Source organism: Corynebacterium lujinxingii, from assembly GCF_014490555.1.
GTDB classification, from domain to species: Bacteria; Actinomycetota; Actinomycetes; order Mycobacteriales; family Mycobacteriaceae; genus Corynebacterium; species Corynebacterium lujinxingii.
In genome coordinates, this window is record NZ_CP061032.1 from 699,021 (window position 1) to 717,189 (window position 18,169).

19 protein-coding genes are annotated in these 18,169 nt (G+C 63.9%); 9 read left to right on the forward strand and 10 right to left on the reverse strand.

Annotated elements, in window-relative coordinates:
* Nucleotide 1 precedes the first annotated feature (1 nt).
* The gene (locus tag IAU68_RS03405; RefSeq protein WP_171194475.1) at nt 2-2,293 is read left to right on the forward strand and encodes a hypothetical protein; all 2,292 of its coding nucleotides are present in this window, start codon (nt 2-4) and stop codon (nt 2,291-2,293) included.
* On the opposite strand, the gene IAU68_RS03410 is transcribed toward IAU68_RS03405, so the two are convergent.
* Entirely contained in the window at nt 2,290-3,093 is an 804-nt protein-coding gene (locus IAU68_RS03410) for a hypothetical protein (protein ID WP_171194474.1), read from the reverse strand. The genes IAU68_RS03405 and IAU68_RS03410 overlap by 4 nt on opposite strands.
* A gap of 142 nt (nt 3,094-3,235) precedes the next feature.
* Here IAU68_RS03410 and IAU68_RS03415 point away from each other — a divergent pair, with 142 nt between their 5' ends.
* Entirely contained in the window at nt 3,236-3,595 is a 360-nt protein-coding gene (locus IAU68_RS03415) for a DUF2200 family protein (RefSeq protein ID WP_171194473.1), read from the forward strand.
* Here the strand turns inward: IAU68_RS03415 and IAU68_RS03420 are convergent.
* From IAU68_RS03420 to IAU68_RS03430, 3 genes are read right to left on the reverse strand one after another with little or no spacing between them, the layout of a single operon-like run.
* Nucleotides 3,592-4,179, reverse strand: coding sequence for a TetR/AcrR family transcriptional regulator (locus tag IAU68_RS03420; protein WP_171194472.1), 588 nt, complete (start codon nt 4,177-4,179; stop codon nt 3,592-3,594). The genes IAU68_RS03415 and IAU68_RS03420 overlap by 4 nt on opposite strands.
* Nucleotides 4,180-4,181: 2 nt before the next feature.
* Nucleotides 4,182-6,539, reverse strand: a complete 2,358-nt coding sequence (locus IAU68_RS03425) for an MMPL family transporter (RefSeq protein ID WP_171194471.1) — start codon at nt 6,537-6,539, stop codon at nt 4,182-4,184.
* 39 nt (nt 6,540-6,578) lie between these two features.
* Complete coding sequence (locus tag IAU68_RS03430) at nt 6,579-7,706, reverse strand: AAA family ATPase (RefSeq protein ID WP_171194470.1); 1,128 nt, start codon at nt 7,704-7,706, stop codon at nt 6,579-6,581.
* 212 nt (nt 7,707-7,918) lie between these two features.
* On the opposite strand from IAU68_RS03430, the gene IAU68_RS03435 reads away from it, so the two are divergent.
* Together IAU68_RS03435 and IAU68_RS03440 are read left to right on the forward strand one after the other, a co-directional pair.
* Nucleotides 7,919-8,134, forward strand: coding sequence for a helix-turn-helix transcriptional regulator (locus IAU68_RS03435; RefSeq protein ID WP_171194469.1), 216 nt, complete (start codon nt 7,919-7,921; stop codon nt 8,132-8,134).
* Complete coding sequence (locus IAU68_RS03440) at nt 8,131-9,282, forward strand: type II toxin-antitoxin system HipA family toxin (RefSeq protein WP_171194468.1); 1,152 nt, start codon at nt 8,131-8,133, stop codon at nt 9,280-9,282. Before IAU68_RS03435 ends, IAU68_RS03440 begins: the two co-directional genes overlap by 4 nt.
* Here the strand turns inward: IAU68_RS03440 and IAU68_RS03445 are convergent.
* Both IAU68_RS03445 and IAU68_RS03450 read right to left on the reverse strand, forming a co-directional pair.
* Entirely contained in the window at nt 9,271-9,456 is a 186-nt protein-coding gene (locus tag IAU68_RS03445) for a hypothetical protein (RefSeq protein ID WP_171194467.1), read from the reverse strand. The two genes, IAU68_RS03440 and IAU68_RS03445, sit on opposite strands and share 12 nt — an antisense overlap.
* Nucleotides 9,457-9,477: 21 nt before the next feature.
* On the reverse strand, nt 9,478-9,873 hold the full coding sequence (locus IAU68_RS03450; protein ID WP_171194466.1) for a hypothetical protein: 396 nt from the start codon (nt 9,871-9,873) through the stop codon (nt 9,478-9,480).
* 24 nt (nt 9,874-9,897) lie between these two features.
* On the opposite strand from IAU68_RS03450, the gene IAU68_RS03455 reads away from it, so the two are divergent.
* Genes IAU68_RS03455 through IAU68_RS03465 form a run of 3 tightly spaced genes read left to right on the forward strand, consistent with a single transcriptional unit; the run spans nt 9,898 to nt 12,842 of the window.
* Nucleotides 9,898-11,016, forward strand: coding sequence for a YihY/virulence factor BrkB family protein (locus tag IAU68_RS03455; RefSeq protein ID WP_171194465.1), 1,119 nt, complete (start codon nt 9,898-9,900; stop codon nt 11,014-11,016).
* 10 nt (nt 11,017-11,026) lie between these two features.
* On the forward strand, nt 11,027-11,911 hold the full coding sequence (locus IAU68_RS03460; protein ID WP_171194464.1) for an SDR family oxidoreductase: 885 nt from the start codon (nt 11,027-11,029) through the stop codon (nt 11,909-11,911).
* A gap of 58 nt (nt 11,912-11,969) precedes the next feature.
* A complete protein-coding gene (locus tag IAU68_RS03465; protein WP_171194463.1) occupies nt 11,970-12,842 on the forward strand; it encodes a patatin-like phospholipase family protein in 873 nt (290 codons plus the stop codon).
* Nucleotides 12,843-12,844: 2 nt separating this feature from the next.
* On the opposite strand, the gene IAU68_RS03470 is transcribed toward IAU68_RS03465, so the two are convergent.
* Nucleotides 12,845-14,476 (reverse strand): peptide chain release factor 3, encoded by a 1,632-nt coding sequence (locus tag IAU68_RS03470; protein ID WP_171194462.1) that lies wholly within the window; start codon nt 14,474-14,476, stop codon nt 12,845-12,847.
* Between the two features lie 47 nt (nt 14,477-14,523).
* Here IAU68_RS03470 and IAU68_RS03475 point away from each other — a divergent pair, with 47 nt between their 5' ends.
* A complete protein-coding gene (locus IAU68_RS03475; RefSeq protein ID WP_171194461.1) occupies nt 14,524-15,063 on the forward strand; it encodes an NADPH-dependent FMN reductase in 540 nt (179 codons plus the stop codon).
* Here the strand turns inward: IAU68_RS03475 and pth (IAU68_RS03480) are convergent.
* From pth (IAU68_RS03480) to pth (IAU68_RS03490), 3 genes are read right to left on the reverse strand one after another with little or no spacing between them, the layout of a single operon-like run.
* A complete protein-coding gene (gene pth / locus IAU68_RS03480; protein WP_171194460.1) occupies nt 15,047-15,559 on the reverse strand; it encodes an aminoacyl-tRNA hydrolase in 513 nt (170 codons plus the stop codon). The genes IAU68_RS03475 and pth (IAU68_RS03480) overlap by 17 nt on opposite strands.
* Nucleotide 15,560: 1 nt before the next feature.
* A complete protein-coding gene (locus IAU68_RS03485; RefSeq protein WP_171194459.1) occupies nt 15,561-16,355 on the reverse strand; it encodes a fumarylacetoacetate hydrolase family protein in 795 nt (264 codons plus the stop codon).
* A 4-nt stretch (nt 16,356-16,359) separates the two neighbouring features.
* Complete coding sequence (gene pth / locus IAU68_RS03490; RefSeq protein ID WP_231699083.1) at nt 16,360-16,905, reverse strand: aminoacyl-tRNA hydrolase; 546 nt, start codon at nt 16,903-16,905, stop codon at nt 16,360-16,362.
* A gap of 175 nt (nt 16,906-17,080) precedes the next feature.
* Here pth (IAU68_RS03490) and IAU68_RS03495 point away from each other — a divergent pair, with 175 nt between their 5' ends.
* Nucleotides 17,081-18,136, forward strand: a complete 1,056-nt coding sequence (locus IAU68_RS03495; protein WP_171194457.1) for an HNH endonuclease signature motif containing protein — start codon at nt 17,081-17,083, stop codon at nt 18,134-18,136.
* Nucleotides 18,137-18,169 lie beyond the last annotated feature (33 nt).

Here is an 18,169-nt window from a genome sequence, read left to right on the forward strand (position 1 = left end):
CATGCGTTTTTCGAACAAAGTAGTGGCGGTCGCACTCTGCGCCGCGCTCGTGCCGGCAGCCGCTCCGGCGCGCGCTGCAGTTGAGGTACAAAGCCGCCAGGTCGGCGTGACGGGCGAGCGCGCAAGCGAGTGGGACCCGTCCATCAACGCCACCATCCGGCCGGACGGCAAGGGTGAATTCACCTACAACAACCCCGAGTCCGCCGTCGAGGTGCACAAGTTCTCGTTGTCGGCCGGCGTGAGCATCGACGGCGCGAAGATGACTACCGATTGGAACGCGGCACCGGTCACCCAATCCGCGAACGGCGAGGACATCGTCGCCTACACCCGAACTGTGGGGGATGTGACCGTCATCCGCGAGTTCCGGGTGAAGGACAATCGCGTCGAGATGCGTGTCGACGTGCAAAACGGCGGCAGCACCAGCGCGAACGTGCACGTAGACGCGGTCAGCGCGCTGCCGGGCGGCGAGCTTTCCGCGGACAGGGTGGGCTACACCACGTGGCGCGTGCAGCCGGCTCAGCGCGGCTACGTAACCACTGTGTCGTTCGGCCGCGCTGCCCAAACCGGCACCGGCGCCAGCGCCGCCGACGCGCTCGCCAACGCCGGCGGCAACCCGCGCTACCAGGCGGGGCAGTGGTACAGGACGTTGCAGCCGGGGGAGGGGTTCGTCGCCAAGAGCACGATCGACGTGGACACCCAGCCCTCCGCCCTCGACTCCGACGGTGACGGCCTGCGCGACTCGTGGGAGGCCAACGGCATGACGCTTGCCGACGGCACCACGCTGCCCATCCACAAGTGGGGTGCCGACGAGGGCAAACCGGACCTCTTCCTCCAGCTGAACTGGATGAAATCCGAGTGGGAGACGCTCGGCTGCGAGCGCACGAAACGTTTCGACGCCACTGTGGAGGACTTCACCAAATTTGCCGAATGCGCCCGCGCGAACGTGAAGGATTACACGCCGTCGCCTGAGATTTTGAAGGACCTCGAGGACCGTTTTGAAACAAAGGGCGTCAACCTGCACATCGATGCGGGACGGTCGTATGTGAGTTCGTCGATGAGCTCCCTTGCGGCACAAGACCGTAAGGGCGGCAAAACCGAGGACTACCGCGCTGAGTACTTGCCGGAGCTCGACGGCTTGGACGATCTGCAGTATTCGCTGCGCGCCCAGGAACTGCTCGAGCCGAAGCGCGACCAACTGCTGGGCGAGCGCAAATCCGCCTTCCGCGTCGGTGTGATCGGAGACCGCATCACGGCGGACGATCCATCAACCGGCATCGCGCTGGTCAACGACTCGATCTTCTTCGTGGCCAACCACGCCGGAATGACCACCCAAGAGCAGCTGCGCAACACCATCTTGCACGAGTTCGGCCACACCCTGAACCTCATGCACTACGGCCCACACGTCGCCGGCAACACCGCGCCGCGCGAGGACGATCTGGACTGGTACAACTCCGTGATGAGCTACGCCCACCAGTTCACCCTGCCCAACTACGCCGAGCGCGAGTCCAACAAGGACGGCAAGCACATCCCGGCCGACTGGGCGAACCTCAACTTCGCCGGCGCGAACGTGGGCAAGGGCAGTGTCAGTGTCGGCGTCGGCGAGGAACAGAAGCGTGACGACAACACCGCTCCCGACAAAGCTCCCGATGTCATCGGCGAAATCGATGTGGACACCCTCGTGGAAAACGCCGCGAAGGACAACGACCGCAAGGCCGGCTTCGAGGTGGAGAAGACGCTCAACGGCGACAACGGCGTGGTCACGCGCCTCGGCGACGACAACATTCTGCGCGCCAAGATCTCCAACCTCGGCTCCGTGCCGGAGACCTACAAGGTGAGCGTGAACTACGGCACCGGAGTGTTCCAGGACACCTACCAGTTGGCACCTGCCGGCCAGGCGGGTAATACCCGCAAGGTCAACATCCAGCTCGACCGCGCCGCGTTCATCGACACCCCCGTCGTGCCGGTGAGCGTGGTGGTGACCAACAGCCGCGGCGAGGAAGTGTTCACCGAGACCTACAGGGTTTCGGCGCTGAACTACACCGACGAGGAAATGGAAAAGGTCCTCCACGAGGTGCTCGCCTCCGATGCCGACGAGTACGTCAAGGATCTCGCCCGCAAGAAGCTCAAGCCGAAGCAGCGCACCGGCAAGACCACCACCGCCGGCGCGGCCGCGCCGGTTGAGGCGCAGGGCAGCTCCGCGACCCCGCTCGCGGTGGTCCTCGGCGTGCTGCTGGCGCTCGGTGGCATCGGTGCCGCGGCCTACGGCTGGGCGCTCAACCAGGGGTTGATCTAGCCGGCCTGCTCCTTGATGAACCGTTCGAGGTAGTCCATTGATTGCGCGATCGCGTGGTCGGTGCTCACTGCCTCCACCGACGGCAGCATCTCGGAGCGGAACTGCGGGCCCAGGTTGGTAAACGGGCTCACCGGCTTGCCCGGCGATCCAATCGGTGGGGCGTTGGTTACCCTGTCCACGATTTCGGTGAGTTTGCGCAGCACCATCTTCTTCTGCGCCCGGTTAAACGTCGGCGGCGCGAACGGGTTGTCCTCTAACAGCACGTGGGCTTTGATGCGCCCCTCGCGCGGATCGAAGGCGAACACCGCGACTGGGAACGCGAAGTCGGATTTCATGTTGGGTCGAAACTCAATGCAGAAGGTGACGTACCAGGCGTTGTCCTGCGAGTTCCCCACCATCATCGCCGTGGCTGTGGTGAGGTCTTCGGCCGTAAACGGTGTACCCGTGCGCAGCGCGTACGCGGGATCCTGGGTTTGCGTCACGCTGATGGTGCCGTCTTCGTGTGCAACAAGGACGCGCTGGAGTTCCGCGGCCGCGTTCGCCGCATCCTCCAGCGTGTACCAGGCCGGCGCGCCGACTGCGCCCGGTTGCATCAGCGCGATGTCGACTTCGTCGTTGTCCGTGTCATGCACGATCACGGCGACGCGGATGCCGTGATCGATGATGTAGTCGTCGTCAATATGCCACGCGATGTCCTCGAAGGTGAGGTCATCCTCGTCGTAGCAGTAGTCGCAGACCAGCTCGTGTACTTCGTCGTCGTAGCTGTCCAAATAAAAGAGCTCGTAGGCAGTGAAAGTCATGAAAAATCCCCCAAGGTATCGGACGGAAGCCCCCTCGCTTCCGCGTACCTGCGACCCTAGCCAGTCACTTTCACCAGCACCAGAGCAACCGTGCACAACATAATGTGCACGCCGGATGGAACCGGACTTACACTCGGCGGCCATGGACGAGCAAGCGAAACTTGAGCGGGTCTTCGCCTACCCGTTTGGCGACATCTACTCGAACTACGTGGCCAAGGTGGAGCGCAAAGGCCGCACCAGGGAGGATCTCGACGACGTGCTGGGCTGGTTTACCGGCTACACCCCGGACGAGCTGCACGCCGCCGCCGATTCAAGCGAATCGCTGCGTGACTTCTTCGACGGCCTCGCGCTCAACCCGAACTCGGATTTCATTACCGGCAAGGTGTGCGGCGTGCGCGTGGAGGAGGTCGACGACGACCTCATGCGCAAAATCCGCCAGATGGACTTGCTTGTCGACGAACTCGCGCGCGGCAAGAACATCGACAACATCAAGCGCGGCTAGCGCATATCCCGCAAGACCTCGAACGCACGTCGCACCAGCGCCCGGCCGTCCTCGGGGTCGCGCGGCTGCGGCAGGGCCAGGTACGCCTTGACGGCGGTCGCCCCGGCCATGCCGTAGGCGCTAAGTAGCACTTCGGCGTCGAAACGCGTCGCGCCCGGGGTGCGCCGCCGCAAACTGGCGACGAGCGGCGCGGCCAGCTCGTTCATCGCCTCCTCGGTGGGCGGCGTTTTCGCCTCTTGTCTAGCTCGGTCTCCTAAAAGAACCAGCGTGGACGCGGAATATAGGTCAAAGCCGTCCTCGTTGAGTGCGTCGATGATGATGGCCTCCATCACCTCCGCCGACGAGATTTCCGTAGGCATTGCATCGATCTGGTCGGCGATGGTGGCAAAGACCTTGCGTAGAAACTCCACAAGTGCCTCGTCGATATCCGCGAAGTAGTTGTGGAACGTCCGCGCGGACACGCCAGCGCGCTCCGACACCCGCGCGACGGTGGCAGCGTCCTCGCCTTCCTCCAGCAGGAGTGCGGCGGCTGCCTCCGAGATGGCGCGGCGAGTCGCCGCCTTCTTTTCCTCGCGCAGGCTCATGGCTACACCGTAGCGGGGGCCGCCTCGTGCGACGGCTCCTGGTGCAGCTTTTCGCCCTCGATGTCCAGGTTCGGCAGGGCCTTGTCCAGCCAGCGCGGAATCTTCCACGCGCGGTCGCCGAGCAAGTACATCGTGGCCGGGATCAGCGTTATGCGCACCACGAACGCGTCAATGAGCACACCCGCGGCCAGCGCGAAGCCCATGGCCTTGATGAAGGGCTCGTCGATAAGCATGAAGGCTGCGAACACCGAGATCATGATCAGCGCGGCCGCCGTGACCACGCGCGCGCCGTGTTTGAACCCGTTGGCCACGGCGTTGCCGGCGGTCTTGCCGCGGGAGACGTAGCCTTCGCGCATTCGGGTGACCAGGAACACCTGGTAGTCCATGGCCAACCCGAAGGTCAAGCCGATGAGCATGATCGGCAGGAACGACAGCAGTGGCTGGGGGTCGTCGATGAGTCCGAACATGCCCTCCTGGAAGATCGCGACGGTCACGCCGAAGGTCGCGGCCATGGAGAGCCCGAACCCGAGCGCCGCGATGAGCGGGACCCACAGGGAGCGGAACACGAGCATCAGCACGATAAACGCCAGGCCCAGGACGATGGCGATGTAGGGCACGAGGACGTCGGAGAGCATCTGCGAGATATCGTCGAAAATCGGCGTGATGCCGGTGATGCCGAACGTGGCGCCGGTTTCGTCCTCGAACGGCTGCTTGAACTCGCGCAGACGCTCCATCGTGTCGGTCGTTTCCTGATCGGTCGCGCCCGAGTTCGGGGTGATCAGGATCTGGGCAGCGTCGAAGTTGTCGGTGGTCTGCACGATCTGCGCGTTGACCACCCCGTCGGTGCCCGCGAAGTCCTGCAGCAGCGTCTGGTACGCGCCCATGCGGTCCTGTTCCGCAACATCTGCGGTGTCCACGTACGCGATCATCGGGGCATTGCGGCCGGGGCCGAACGCGTCGTTGACCATCTCGTACGCCTCACGCTGCGGGGAGCCGAGTTTCGCGGTGCCGTCGGTTGGCATGGCCAGGCGCAGGTTCGCGGCGGGGATGGCGAGGATGCCGAGCAAGACCACGCCGGCGAGGAGGTTCAGCCACGGGCGCTTGCGAATCTGGCGGGCCCACAACAGGCCCATCGTCGGCTTCTCGTCTTCCGGATCCGGCACCTTCGGGCCGGGGATGCGGATCGCGAACGCGCGCGTGCCCAGCAGGCCGAGCAGCGACGGCAGGAACGTCAAAGCGACAAGCACTGCGATAGCGACGGTTGCTGCGGCAGCTAGCGCCATCGTGGTCAGGAACGGGATACGGATGATCGACAGCGCGGCCAACGCGATGAGCACCGTGGTGCCGGCGAAAACAACCGATCCACCCGCGGTGCCGAGCGCCATGCCCATTGCGTGGGCGCGCTGGTCCTTGTCCATCTTCTTCAGTGCCTGAGCGAGCTCCTTCGGCGACAAATCGTTCAGCCCCGAGGAGGAGATGAGCTCATTGCGGAAGCGGGCGACGATAAACAGCGAGTAGTCGATGCCGACCGCGAGTCCGATCATGGACGCCAACATCGGGGTCATATCCGAGATCGAGTCGGTCAGCAGGGTGCCCAGTTGGACACCGAGGATGCCCACGCCGACGCCGACGACCGCAGCAATCAGGGGCAGACCGGCTGCGACAAGGGAACCGAAGGTCACCAGCAGCACGATCGCCGCGACAGCCATGCCGATCAGCTCTGCTGTGCCGTCCATTTCACCGGCGCCGCTAAACGCGTTGCCGCTGTACTTCACCGTGAGGTCGGTGTCGTCGTAACGCTCAAGGATGTTTTCTACCTCGTCGAGCGTTTCAGCAGGAATATCCATGACCGTCTCATCGGTGAACGTCACGCTCACGGTGCCGGTCGTCTTGTCGGAGCTCAGCGGGGAGAGCGCGGCCAAGTCCGCGTCAATCTGCTCCTGCGGCATGCCCTGGGCGGCTTTCGCTTCGCCCATCTGCTTCGCCATGCCGCCGGCAGCGAGGACAGGGTTGACGATCGCTTCGGGTTCGCGGAAGTCGCCGGTCGCCTTGAGCTCGTCGAGCATCTCGTCGACCTGGGCCATCACGTCGGGGTCCTGCAGAGTTTTGCCCTCAGGAGCTTGGATGACGACGGTGCCGGACGGCATGCTCATCGCGTCGTCGTCGACGCCAAAGCGTTCGTTCATCTCCTCCTGCGTGACGGTGGAATCCATGTCTGGCATGGAAAATGTCGGGCTTGGAGATTTTGCGAAGTTCACGGCGCCGAAGCCCAGGGCGCCCAGGAGGATGAGCCACACGGCTAAGAATGGCCAGATTTTTCGGTAAGACCAGCTGCCTAGCTGGTAGAGGAATCGAGACATGTTGCACACTGTATGCAAACTTGCGCAGTGTGTGCAAAATCAGTCCCAGCCGGTGTCGCGTGTTTGCCGTTTGTTCAGGTGGTAGCCCAGGTGGGGGATAACGAAGTTGAGGTAGCCGCGGCGGGGCGAATAGATCAACTCCCGGTCGATGAGGCGCTGCCTAGCCATGGAGACCTGCTGGGCCGTCTTTCCCAAGCGCTTCGCCACCGCCGCGCTGGGGATCGCATCTTGGTCGGTCTGCACTTCCGCCATCGCGGCGAGGTAGTCCTGCTCGCTTTGGGGGACATGGACCAGCGCGGGCTCGTGCACCAACGATCCGAGCGTGTCCAGCACGTCTGGCGTCACCGCTTCGAGGTGCTCCGCGGTGACCGTTCCGCCATCGCCGGAGGCCTGTTCAAACAGGTGGTAGCCGAGAAGCTGGACCAGGAACGGGTAGCCGCGGGTGGTTGCAGCTGCGCGATCGAGCACCGGGCCTGAAAAGTCGACCGACCCTTCCCGCGCAGTGTTCTCGAGCACTGAAGCGGTGTCCTGCGGCGACATCGGTGCGAGCGTGACATGCTGCGCTCGGCGCAGGAACGTGGTCCCCGGGTGCTGGAGGAGGGCGGCCACACCGTCAGGTAACCCGGCAGCGGCAAAGGCGATATCTCGTCCATCGCGGCGCAGATCCTGCACCGCGGCGGTCAACTCCCAGAGCTGCTTCGGATTGACGCTTTGCACCTCGTCCAGGGTGATGAGTGTGCCTGAGCCGTCGGGGAGTTCGTCGCAAAGCTTGTTGAGCGACGAAATGAGCGACGGCGTTGAATCGCCACCCGCAGACTCCGTCCGGAACCCGCCGACGCCTGAGATGCTCAGGCTGGTGATCCTGCGCTTGTCCGGATCCTGCTGGCGCACGGTGTGCAGCGCTTCCGGAATGGCGGTGTTTACCAGTGGGGTGACAAGGTCGTACGGCTGAGCGCGCAGCACGACCCAGCCGAGCCGTGCTGCAGCGTCCTCGAGTTCGTTGAGCGTCACCGTCTTGCCGATCCCACGGGGACCCGAGATGAGCAACGCGCGTCGCGGGTCGCCGGCCCCCGACTCTAGGCCGGCGCCAAAAGCGTGGATAAAATCGCCGTCGCCGCCGAGGATGAGTGGTGAGACGCCGAATGTGGGGATGAACGGATTGCGCACGTGATCCTCCTGGAGTGTTTATATTCTTTATACTCTTTATAGTTTGGATCGGCAGCGGAACGATCGTTCTGTTTTGGCGTGTTTCGGTGGAAGGGTCGGGGGTCGACTGCGAAATCGGAGCGATCGTTCTGTTTTGGTCCGAAATGGGCTAGAGTGAAACGCATTAGCAAACAAAACGGAACGATCGTTCCGTTGGGGAGGAGGTGCTCGGTATGGACGTGGCGGCACTCGGCGAGGTCATCAGGGCGAACCGCAAAGCGAAGAGGCTCACCCAACAGGACCTCGCAGACCTATCCGGAGTTTCAGACCGGTTCCTCCGTGAGCTGGAAAAAGGGAAACCGTCGGCTGAGATCGGCAAAGTAATGGACGTATTGTCCACTCTCGGATTCGAACTTGAACCGATCCTTCGCCGGAGTGACCTGACATGATTGCAGCGGATGTCTACCTCAAGGGCGAGCTCGTAGGTTACATACATAAGACTGAGCAAGGCACCGTCGAGTTTTCTTACCTCGAAACGGCAACCAGTCCGGTTGCAACAACGCTGCCACTACACGGTGGTCCGTACGTTGGCGCTGCGGGCGCGCTGCCTCCGTTTTTCACCAATCTGCTGCCGGAGGGGAGGAGGCTGTCCGCTCTGAAACGTCGCGTGAAAGCATCGCTCGATGACGACCTCTCGCTGCTTCTGGCAGTCGGCTCCGACACAATCGGCGATGTCCAAGTCGTGCCCCATGGCAAAGAGCCCGACCGTTCGCCCGCGATGATCAACCTTGATAGCGAGCTCGATTTCACAAGCGCGCTCACCGACGCGGGAATTGTCGACCCTGTGGCAGTCCCAGGGGTGCAGGATAAGGCATCGGCTCGCACTATCGCCGCACCCGTTGCGGGAGCCGGAAGTGAGTTCATTCTCAAGGTTTCTCCGCCCGAATATCCGTGGCTTGTCGAAAATGAGGCCGCTTGCTTCCAAATCGCCCGGAGCGCAGGATTCCCCCTCACGGAAACTCGGTTACTTCACGATGTGCACGGCCGTTCCGGACTACTCGTCACGCGCTTTGATCGGCAGGGGAAGCAACGCTTTCATGTTGAGGATGCCGCCCAGGTCATGGGGCTGTATCCGGGGTCGAAGTGCGACCCCGCGATGGAAGATGTCGCCGCCTCGATGATGAAGGTGAGTACGGCCCCAGTGCTCACCGCACGTTCTCTCGCCTTTCAAGTAGCGTTGGCGTGGCTCACGGGAAATGGTGATCTGCACGCGAAAAATTTCTCGCTCATCTGGCGCAACGGGGTAGTGGAGCCTGCGCCGATTTACGACATTCCCTCGACCATTCCATACGGTGACACCACCATGGCGCTGTCCGTGCAAGGAAGAAAAGACAACATCAGCGCGAAGATGTTTAAAGCGTTCTGCGAGGAAATGGGGCTGCCATCAAGGGCTGCAGAGCGCGTGATGGAGCTGGCCCTGTCTACGACCGATGGCGCGGTGGAGCGAATCCTGGACGCCACTCAGTTTGATCCGCGCCGGGTTCGCGACCTCCGGCGAATCCTCGAACGGCGGCGTCGACTCTGGCTAGGTCAGTAGCGAAATGCCGCGCACGATCGAGTCCCACAGCCCGATCACCGAGTAGCTCAGGTCGCGCAGCGAGTCCTGCCACGAGCCGGGCAGGAAGTTGTTTGTGATGTCGGTGGTGAGGAGGATCCGCAGATCCTCCGCGCCGTGGTGCATGTTGTAGGTCAACTGCGAGCTCAGATCCATGCCCGCAATGCTACGCTTCCACTACACCAAGATCAGACCGAGGTGGAGTGACGAAAATTCGTGCTCGCCCGGCCCTTCCGGCAGAGCCGCCAATTCCTCAGCGGTGTCAGGTGTGACGGGGATGAGCCACCCGTGGTTCGGATCGAGCACCGGCACGGCGGTGCGCTTGACCGGAACGAAGGTGACGGGGCGCCGGGTGGCGTGGGTGAGGGTGACGGGGTCGTCGATACGCGAAAGCTCCGTGAGTGCGAAAGCGTTGGTGGTGACGATAACCAGTTTCTCGTCCGTGTCCGGCGAAAGGTTCGCGGTGTGCACGTCAAGCGTGTCGACGACCACCTCAACCACCTGGTCCGGCACCTCCGTCAACCGGGGCTGATTGAAGCCGAACAGTTGCCGCGCGCGCTCAAGGATGCCCATGTCGGCCCAGTATATGGTGGCCGTATGGCAGATTCGTACCGCGCCGACCTGGTGATGGAGTACGGCACCGGCGAACTTGTGGTGCCACCCCATGACTACGAGACCCCGCTCAAGCGCGGCAACCGGCTCACCCGGCCCGGGTGGAAGTCGGTGTTTCGGCGCGTAGTCACCGACTTTTCCAACGACGCGATGGTGGACCGCGCCGCCACACTGACCTACTACACGCTGCTGTCGATGGCGCCGATGCTGCTCGCCGCCTACTCGATTTTCAGCCTGCTCATGCCGCGTGGCGACGACATGGCGGACTCGCTCATGGCCGACCTCGTCGCCCTGTACGTCCCGGCGGAGTTGCAGGCCGATGCGATGCGGTTGTTGTCGACGATTGTGGGAACGCCGTCGCAAAGCACGATTGCTCTGGTGGTCTCCGTGATCATCTCGCTGCTATCAGCGTCGGGGTATGTCCGCTCGTTTTCCCGGAACGCGAATCTGATCTACGGGCGGGTGGAGGGCCGCCCGATCGCGGTGACGTGGCTGACGATGTGGCTGATCACCGTGGTCATGGTCATCGGTGCGGTGGTGATCATCTTGGGCGCGCTGCTAACGGACTCCATCGTCAACGCCGTGTTCGGACCGATCGCCCGGCCGCTGCAACTTGAGGAGGAGCTCGACTACATGACGTCGATGTTCCTGCCGGTGTGGGACTACCTGCGCGGGCCCGTCATCGCGGTGACATCCATCGCGCTGGTGTCGCTGCTGTATTACTTTGCACCGAACGTGAAACCGGGACGCTTCCGCGTGCTCACCCTCGGCTCCGCATCTGCGCTGCTGGTCATTGGCCTGCTGTGGGTCGGGTTTTCCTGGTACCTCAAACTCGTCGGCATCCGCAGCACCTACGGCGCGTTCGGCACCGTACTGGCGGTGCTGGCCCTGATCTGGCTGATGAACATCGTGCTGCTCGAAGGCGTGAAAATCGACGCCGAGGTGCTCCGGGCCAAAGAACTCCAAGACGGCCTGGATTCGCGACGCAACATCCAAGCCCCGCCGCGGTCCAACGCGGGTGCTGCGTGGCGGCTGCAGATGCGGCGCTGGACAGACCGCGCCGCCGACGAAATCTTGGACAGTCGTGCCGCAGACCGTGAGTAGGGTGGTGGCCATGACACTTATCGATCCGCGAAAGAAATACCCGTCCGACTTCCCCAAAGAACCCCGGCAGAAGAACCCGGGCCTCGATGTCAACATGACCACCGCGCCCGACCTCGGCGAGGAGAGCTACCAAGGCTCCGGCAAACTCGAAGGCCGCCGCGCGTTGATCACCGGCGGCGACTCCGGAATCGGCGCAGCCACCGCCATCGCGTTCGCTCGTGAAGGCGCCGACGTGGCCATCGCCTACCTGCCGGAGGAGCAGGAGGATGCGGATCGCATTATGAAGCTCATTGAAGATGCAGGCCGCAAGGCCGTCGCGATCCCCGGCGACTTAAAGGAACTCGACAACTGCATCGCCGCGGTGCAGCAGACCGTCGAGGGACTCGGCGGCATCGACATTCTGGTCAACAACGCTTCGCGCCAGGTGTGGAACGACGGCATCCTCAACATCTCCGACGACGACTTCGACGCCACCATGCGCACCAACATTTACTCCGCATTCCGTGTGACCAAGGAAGCGGTCAAGCACATGGAACCGGGCTCGTCCATCATCTTCACCACCTCCATCCAGGCCTACGACCCGTCGAAGGAACTGCTTGACTACGCCATCACTAAAGCGGCGTTTAACAACCTCGCCAAGGGGTTGTCCGGCGAGCTCCTCCCGTCGAAAGGCATCCGTGTCAACGCCGTCGCACCAGGGCCGATCTGGACCGTGATCCAGCCAGCCGAGGGACAGCCGGAGGAGGTCGTCGACAACTTCGCCCAGGGCTCCGACATCGGGCGACCTGGACAGTCGGCTGAGCTTGCCGGCGCGTACGTGTTCCTCGCCTCCGAGGACGCGTCATACATCTCCGGTGAGACGCTTGCGGTTACCGGTGGTGCGCTGACGCCGTAGCACTGAACACCGTCCAAACGCCGTTCGCCGCCATGAACGTGTGCGTAGGCTCGTGGGCATGATTGACGCCCGCGACACCGCCCTCATCTTTGAGGGCGGAGGCACCCGCAACTCCTACACCGCCCCCGTGGTGGAAAAGCTCATCGCGGAAGAGGTCCAGTTCGGCTGGGTCGGCGGCATTTCCGCTGGCTCGGTCCACGCGCTGAACTTCGCCTCCCGCGACACGTGGCGCTCTGAAAACGCGTTCACGGAGTTTGTGGGCAACCCCAAGTTCGGCGGCTGGCGCTCTGTGGTGCGAGGCAAGGGCCTGATCAACGGCGAATGGGCGTACGAGCAATCCGAGGACGTCCTGCCGTTCGACTTTGACTCGTTTGCCCGGACCACCGAGGAGGTCCACGTCGAGGCGGTGCGCGCCGACACGGGGGAGACGGTGGCGTTTAACCGGGACGACCTGCGCACTTTGGAGGACGTCGCCCTCGCCGCGCGGACGTCGTCGACGCTGCCGATCCTAATGAAGATGCGCGAGATCGACGGCGTGCCCTACGTCGACGGCGCGCTGGGTACCTCGGGCGGTTTGCTTATCGACGCCGCCCGCGCCGCCGGCTACACCCGTTTTGTCGCCGTGCTTACCCGCCCGCGCGACTACGTCAAGGGGCCGCAAAAGCGCGAGCGAGCCGTGCGCCGCATCATGCGCAACACGCCGAAAGTCGCAGACGCCATGGTTGCTCGGCCGGCCATTTACAACGCTGCGAAGCAGTCGCTTATCGACGAAGCTGCCGCCGGCAACGCCTACATCTTCTTCCCCGACGCGATGGGGGTGGAGTCCACCGAGCTCGACGCGGAGAAGCTGCGGGCGAACTACGCGGCCGGCCAGTCGCAGGTGGAGCGCGACTGGCCCGCGATGCACGAGTTCCTCACCCGCGACAGGTAGCGCTAGTCCGCGATGAGCGGCTCGATGGTGAGCTCGGGGTGCTCCTTTTCCACGAACGCCAGTTTCCACTTATCGCCGAACAGGGCGATGATCTCGCCGTCGGTGCGGGTGAAAATCTCGACTCCGCGCTGGCGGCCTAGCTCCGGCGCGGATTCGGCGTCGGTGCGCCGGGCCACAGAGTAGGGGACCGGCTCGGTGACGGTTTCCACGTTGTATTCGTTTTCCATGCGCGCCTGCATGACCTCGAACTGCATCGGGCCGACGGCGGCCATGACGGGGGCGGCGTCGCCGCGGGCGTCGTTACGCAGAATCTGCACCACGCCCTCGGCGTCCAACTGGTCGAGCGCCTTGCGGAACTGCTTGTACTTGCCTAGGGACTTCGCGCGCAGCGTGCGGAAGTGCTCCGGGGCGAACTGCGGCATCGGCGGGAACTGCACCTGGCGCCCGGCATAGATGGTGTCGCCCGGCGCCAGTGCACCGGCGTTGACCAGGCCGATGATGTCGCCTGGGAACGCCGTTTCTACGGTGTCGCGGTTGCGGCCGAAGACGGTCAGGGCGTACTTCGTGGAAAAGCTGCGGCCCGATTGCGCGTGCGTGACCTGCATGCCGCGGTCAAACTCGCCGGAGACCACGCGCATGAACGCCAACGTATCGCGGTGGTTTTTGTCCATGCCGGCCTGCACCTTGAACACCACGCCGGAGAAGTCGTCGCCGACCTCGCGTTCGGTGTCCATCGCGGAGGTAGAGGCCTCTACCGCCTTCGGGTCCGAGGCGCGCCCCTCCGGCGCCGGCGCGATGGCGCACAGCGTGTCTAGGATCTGGTGCACGCCGAAGTTGAGCATCGCGGAGGCGAAAATGATCGGGGAGGTCACACACTGCTCGAACAGTTGCTGGTCGTGCACGGCGCCGTCCTCGAGCAGCAGCTCGGCTTCCTCGAGTGCGGTGTCCCACACGTCGCCTTCCTTCGCGGCGGCCTCATCGACGGAGTAGTGCTCCTCCGGGGCGATGGTGGAGCCGCCGGCGGTGCGGGTGAAGTGCGTGTACCCGTCGACCTCGCCGTCGCGGGAGACGTGCGCGAGACCGCGGAAGTCGCCGGCTTCGCCCACCGGCCAGTACAGCGGGGTGGGTTGGAGGTCGATTTCGGTGACGATTTCGTCGACAAGCTCCAGCGGCTCGCGCCCCACACGGTCCCACTTGTTGATCAACGTGACAATCGGCAGGCCGCGCGCCTTGCACACGCGGAACAGTTTCAGCGTCTGCGGCTCGAGGCCCTTCGCGGCGTCGATAAGCATCACGGCGGCGTCGACGGCGGAGAGCACACGGTAGGTGTCTTCGGAAAAGTCCGCGTGGCCCGGGGTGTCCACCAGGTTGACCACGTACGGCTCGCCCTCGTGGCCCTCCGGAGCGTATTCGAACTGCAGCGCCGACGACGCCACCGAGATGCCGCGCTCCTTTTCCATCTCCATCCAGTCCGACACAGTGGACTTTCGGTTGCCCTTGCCATGCACCGCGCCAGCCTCCGCGATGACGTGCGCGTGCAGCGCCAGCGCCTCCGTCAGCGTCGACTTACCGGCGTCCGGGTGGGCGATGACAGCGAACGTGCGGCGGCGGGAGGCCTCGGAAACAGTGCTCATGGGCGGTTAGCTTATCGACGACCCACCCGAAGAGTACAGTCGCGCACATGACAACAATTGGTGTGATTTTAGGATCTATCCGCGAAGGCCGCTTCGGCGAAGGCGTCGCCCACTGGGTGCGCGAAACCGGCCAGGCGCACGACGGCGTTGAGTACAAGCTGCTCGACCTCGCCGACTTCAACGTCCCGGCACTCACCGCCGCGGTTGTCCCAGGCGCCGCGAGCAAGCAGTATGACGACGAGGCTGTCACCGCCTGGTCGAAGGCCGTGGACGCCTGCGACGGGTTCGTCTTTGTCACGCCCGAGTACAACCGCTCCGTGCCGGGCACGATGAAAAACGCCTTCGACTCGCTCGGTTCCGAGTGGGCGGACAAGCCGGTCGCATTCGTCGGCTACAGTGCTACCGGCGCCATCCGCGCGATCGAACACTGGCGCCAGATCGTGTCCAATTTCTCCATGTTCGACATCCGCAACCAGGTGGGCGTCAACATCTTCGGCACCGAATTTGAGCAGGAAAAGGCTGCGAACGCTGACCTGCTGGAGTGCACCCTCGCAGACTTGGAGGCCGCAGTTAGCGCGCGTGGATAACGTTCTGCGCTTGCGCTAAGCCCTTATCGACGACCAGGCGCGCGGCCTCCGCAGCCGCCGCCAGGTCCTCCTCGCCGGAGATGTCGCTGAGCACCCAATCGGGCACCGCCGTTCCCTGTGGCGGTCGGCCGATGCCGATGCGCACGCGGATGTAGTCGCGCGTGCCTAGGTGCTCGGTGATCGACTTCAGCCCGTTGTGGCCGTTTTCGTTCCCGCCCAATTTCACGCGGGTTTTGCCGGCGGGCAGGTCGAGCTCGTCGTGAAGCACGATGATCCGCTCCGGAGGGATGTTGAACTTGCGGGCCAGGGGAGCGACCGCTTCGCCCGAGAGGTTCATGTACGTCTGCGGCTTGCAGCGCGCCACGCCGTCGAGTTTCGGCAGCTCGTCGAGCGCGAGAAAGCCCACGTTGTGCTTCGTGCGCGCGTACTCCGTACCCGGGTTGCCCAGCCCCACAACCAGCCAGTCGGCTTTGGGGCGCCTGAAGAATCCGAACACGCTACATCACCCGCGTGGTGTTCTCGATCGCGCCGAGGCCCTCAATCTCGACGCGCACCGTGTCGCCGTCTGCGAGGTAGCGCTTCGGGTTGCGCGCGTGGCCGACCCCGTCCGGGGTGCCGGTGGCGATCACGTCGCCCGGCTCGAGCGGGTAGAGGTGCGAAATGAACTCGATGAGCTTCGCCGGGGTGAACACGAGGTCGTCGGTTAGCGAGTGCTGCATCACCTCGCCGTTGAGCGTCGTCGTAATCGCGGGCCCGGGCTGCCACTCGGTGTCCAGCCACGGGCCGAACCCGGCGGTTTTCTCCAGCGACTTGCCCTGGTGCCACTGCTGCGTGCGCTTTTGGTATTCGCGCTGCGTGTAGTCGTTGATCACGCTGTAGCCCGCGATGTAGTCCGCGCCGTTTTTCACGTGGCGCGCTCGCTTGCCGACGACCACCGCCAGCTCCCCTTCAAAATCCAACGTCTCCGCGTTGAACGCCGGCACCTCCGCGTCGTCGTACGGGCCGATGAGCGCCTCGGGGAACTTGATAAACAGGGTCGGCACGTCGGGTTGTTTGTGGCCCATCTCCTCGATGTGCTTCGCGTAGTTCAGCCCGACGCAGATGATCTTGCCCGGCCGCGGGATCACCGGCGCCAAATCAGTGGGAGAGAAGGTGAACTCCTCGCCTTCCTCGAAGCCGCCGTCGCGCAGGAGCGCGCCCACGTCGGGGGCGTTGAGTGAGACGGCGCGGGTGTCGTCGATAAGCCTGGCGGCGGTGGTGGTGTCTCCGGTCCTGATCGTGGCGAGTCGCATGCGGCTAGCCTATCGCGCGCAGGATCTCGTCGGCCGCGTCCGCAGCCGCGATTGCCACGTCGACCTGCTCTTTCGCGCTGAATGGTTTGAGCACGAAGTCCGCAGGCGCCATGCGTCCCGGCGGGCGGCCGATGCCCACGGCGACCTTGTTGTACGGCTTGTTCAGCGACTTGGTCACCGATTTCAAGCCGTTGTGGCCGTGGTCGCCGCCGCCGAGCCGGATCTTCACCTCGCCGAGGGGTAAGTCCAACTCGTCGTGGACCACGTAAACGTCCTCCGGCTTCATTCCGAAGTAATCGGCGAGCGCCTTGACCGGCCCGCCGGAGACGTTCATGAAACTGCGCGTGCGGGCCACAATCACGCGGTCGCCGGCTAAGCGCCCGGCAGCCAACTCCGCCACCTCCGTGTTCGTGCGCTTGTGCGCCGACAAGGTTGCGGGCATCGGGATGGCGCGGTTGAGGAGCTCATTGATCACGAACACGCCGGCGTTGTGGCGCGTGTTCTCGTACTGCGGGCCGGGGTTGCCCAATCCGACGATAAGAATGGTCACCCCGCAAAGGGTAGTAAAAACCAGGACGAAATCCGTAAGGTTATCCCGCAGTTCCCGGTGCTGCCAAGGCTGTAGGTCGCGCTGTGGATAACTTTCCGGCGTGTGCCGGTGGGTTATCCACAGATTTTTTGTTGGGCCTTGTTGGGTCGTTGGGGGCGGCTTTAGCGTTTGGGTCATGGCTTTTGCAGACCTTCTCGGCCCGCGTCTTTTGGATTTGGCCGACTTCGACCGCGACACCGCGCTCAATGCCGGCGTGGCCCCGTCGCGTGTCCGGGAGTGGTCTCGCGTGCACGACGTCTACTTCGGGGCGACGAAGTTCACGCGCAAACAAGCTTCAGCGCGCAAGGCTGCGGGGTCGATGCCGTTGGACCAGTTGGGGTTGATCGAACGGAAACTGTCGGTGGTGTCTGATCCCGCTGAGCGGTGGCGGCTGCGACTGGAGCTTCTCGGGTTTTCCGGCCGCTACGACGCGCTCGCCCGGTTCGCCGACAGCCTGATCGGTGCTGAGAAACCCGCGCCGAAAAAAGCGTGCCGGTTCACCAAGACCCGTGGCGGGATGCGCACGGTGGCGTTGACGTACAACCAGCGCGACATCGCCGATTTGGAGTTCGCGTTGCGCTCTGTGATTAACCCGGACCTGCCGGCCGCGGAGCAGATGGCTGATGCGCTGGTGCGTCTGCTGCGCGGCGACGGCGGTGTTGAGGGTGGTGGTGTGGCGCGTGCGGTACCACGGCCGATCATTATGGTGCCGTTTCCGGAGTGGACGCGCATTCAGTCCGGTGCTGGCGACGAAGTGGTGCTCACGCTGACGGATGGCACCACGATGACCGGGGCGGAGTTTTTGGCCCACGAGTTTGGCGAGGTGTTGGAGGTGGCAGCGTTCCATCCGGTGGAAGGTGCGGTGAATTTGTACCGCACGGCGCGGTTTGCCAACGATAAGCAGCGGGTGTTGGCGTCGATGATGACCCCGTCGTGTCCGGTGCCGGGCTGTCGGCACGGAGCTGATTCGTGCGAGATGCATCATATCGACGCGTGGCGCTTCGGCGGGGAGACCAACCTGGCGAATTTGGTGCCGTTGTGCAGGTTTCATAACGGCAGGAATGATGACGACCCGGCGGCGCGAAGATACGGGCGCGTCCAGATCAGAGATGGCACCCCGATTTGGGTATCGCCTGGGGGCACACCGGTAGAAAACGAGACCCCCGGCGCCATGGAACAACTCTTCAACTAGGCGAAAAGCCCGCCCCGCACGATGCGGGACGGG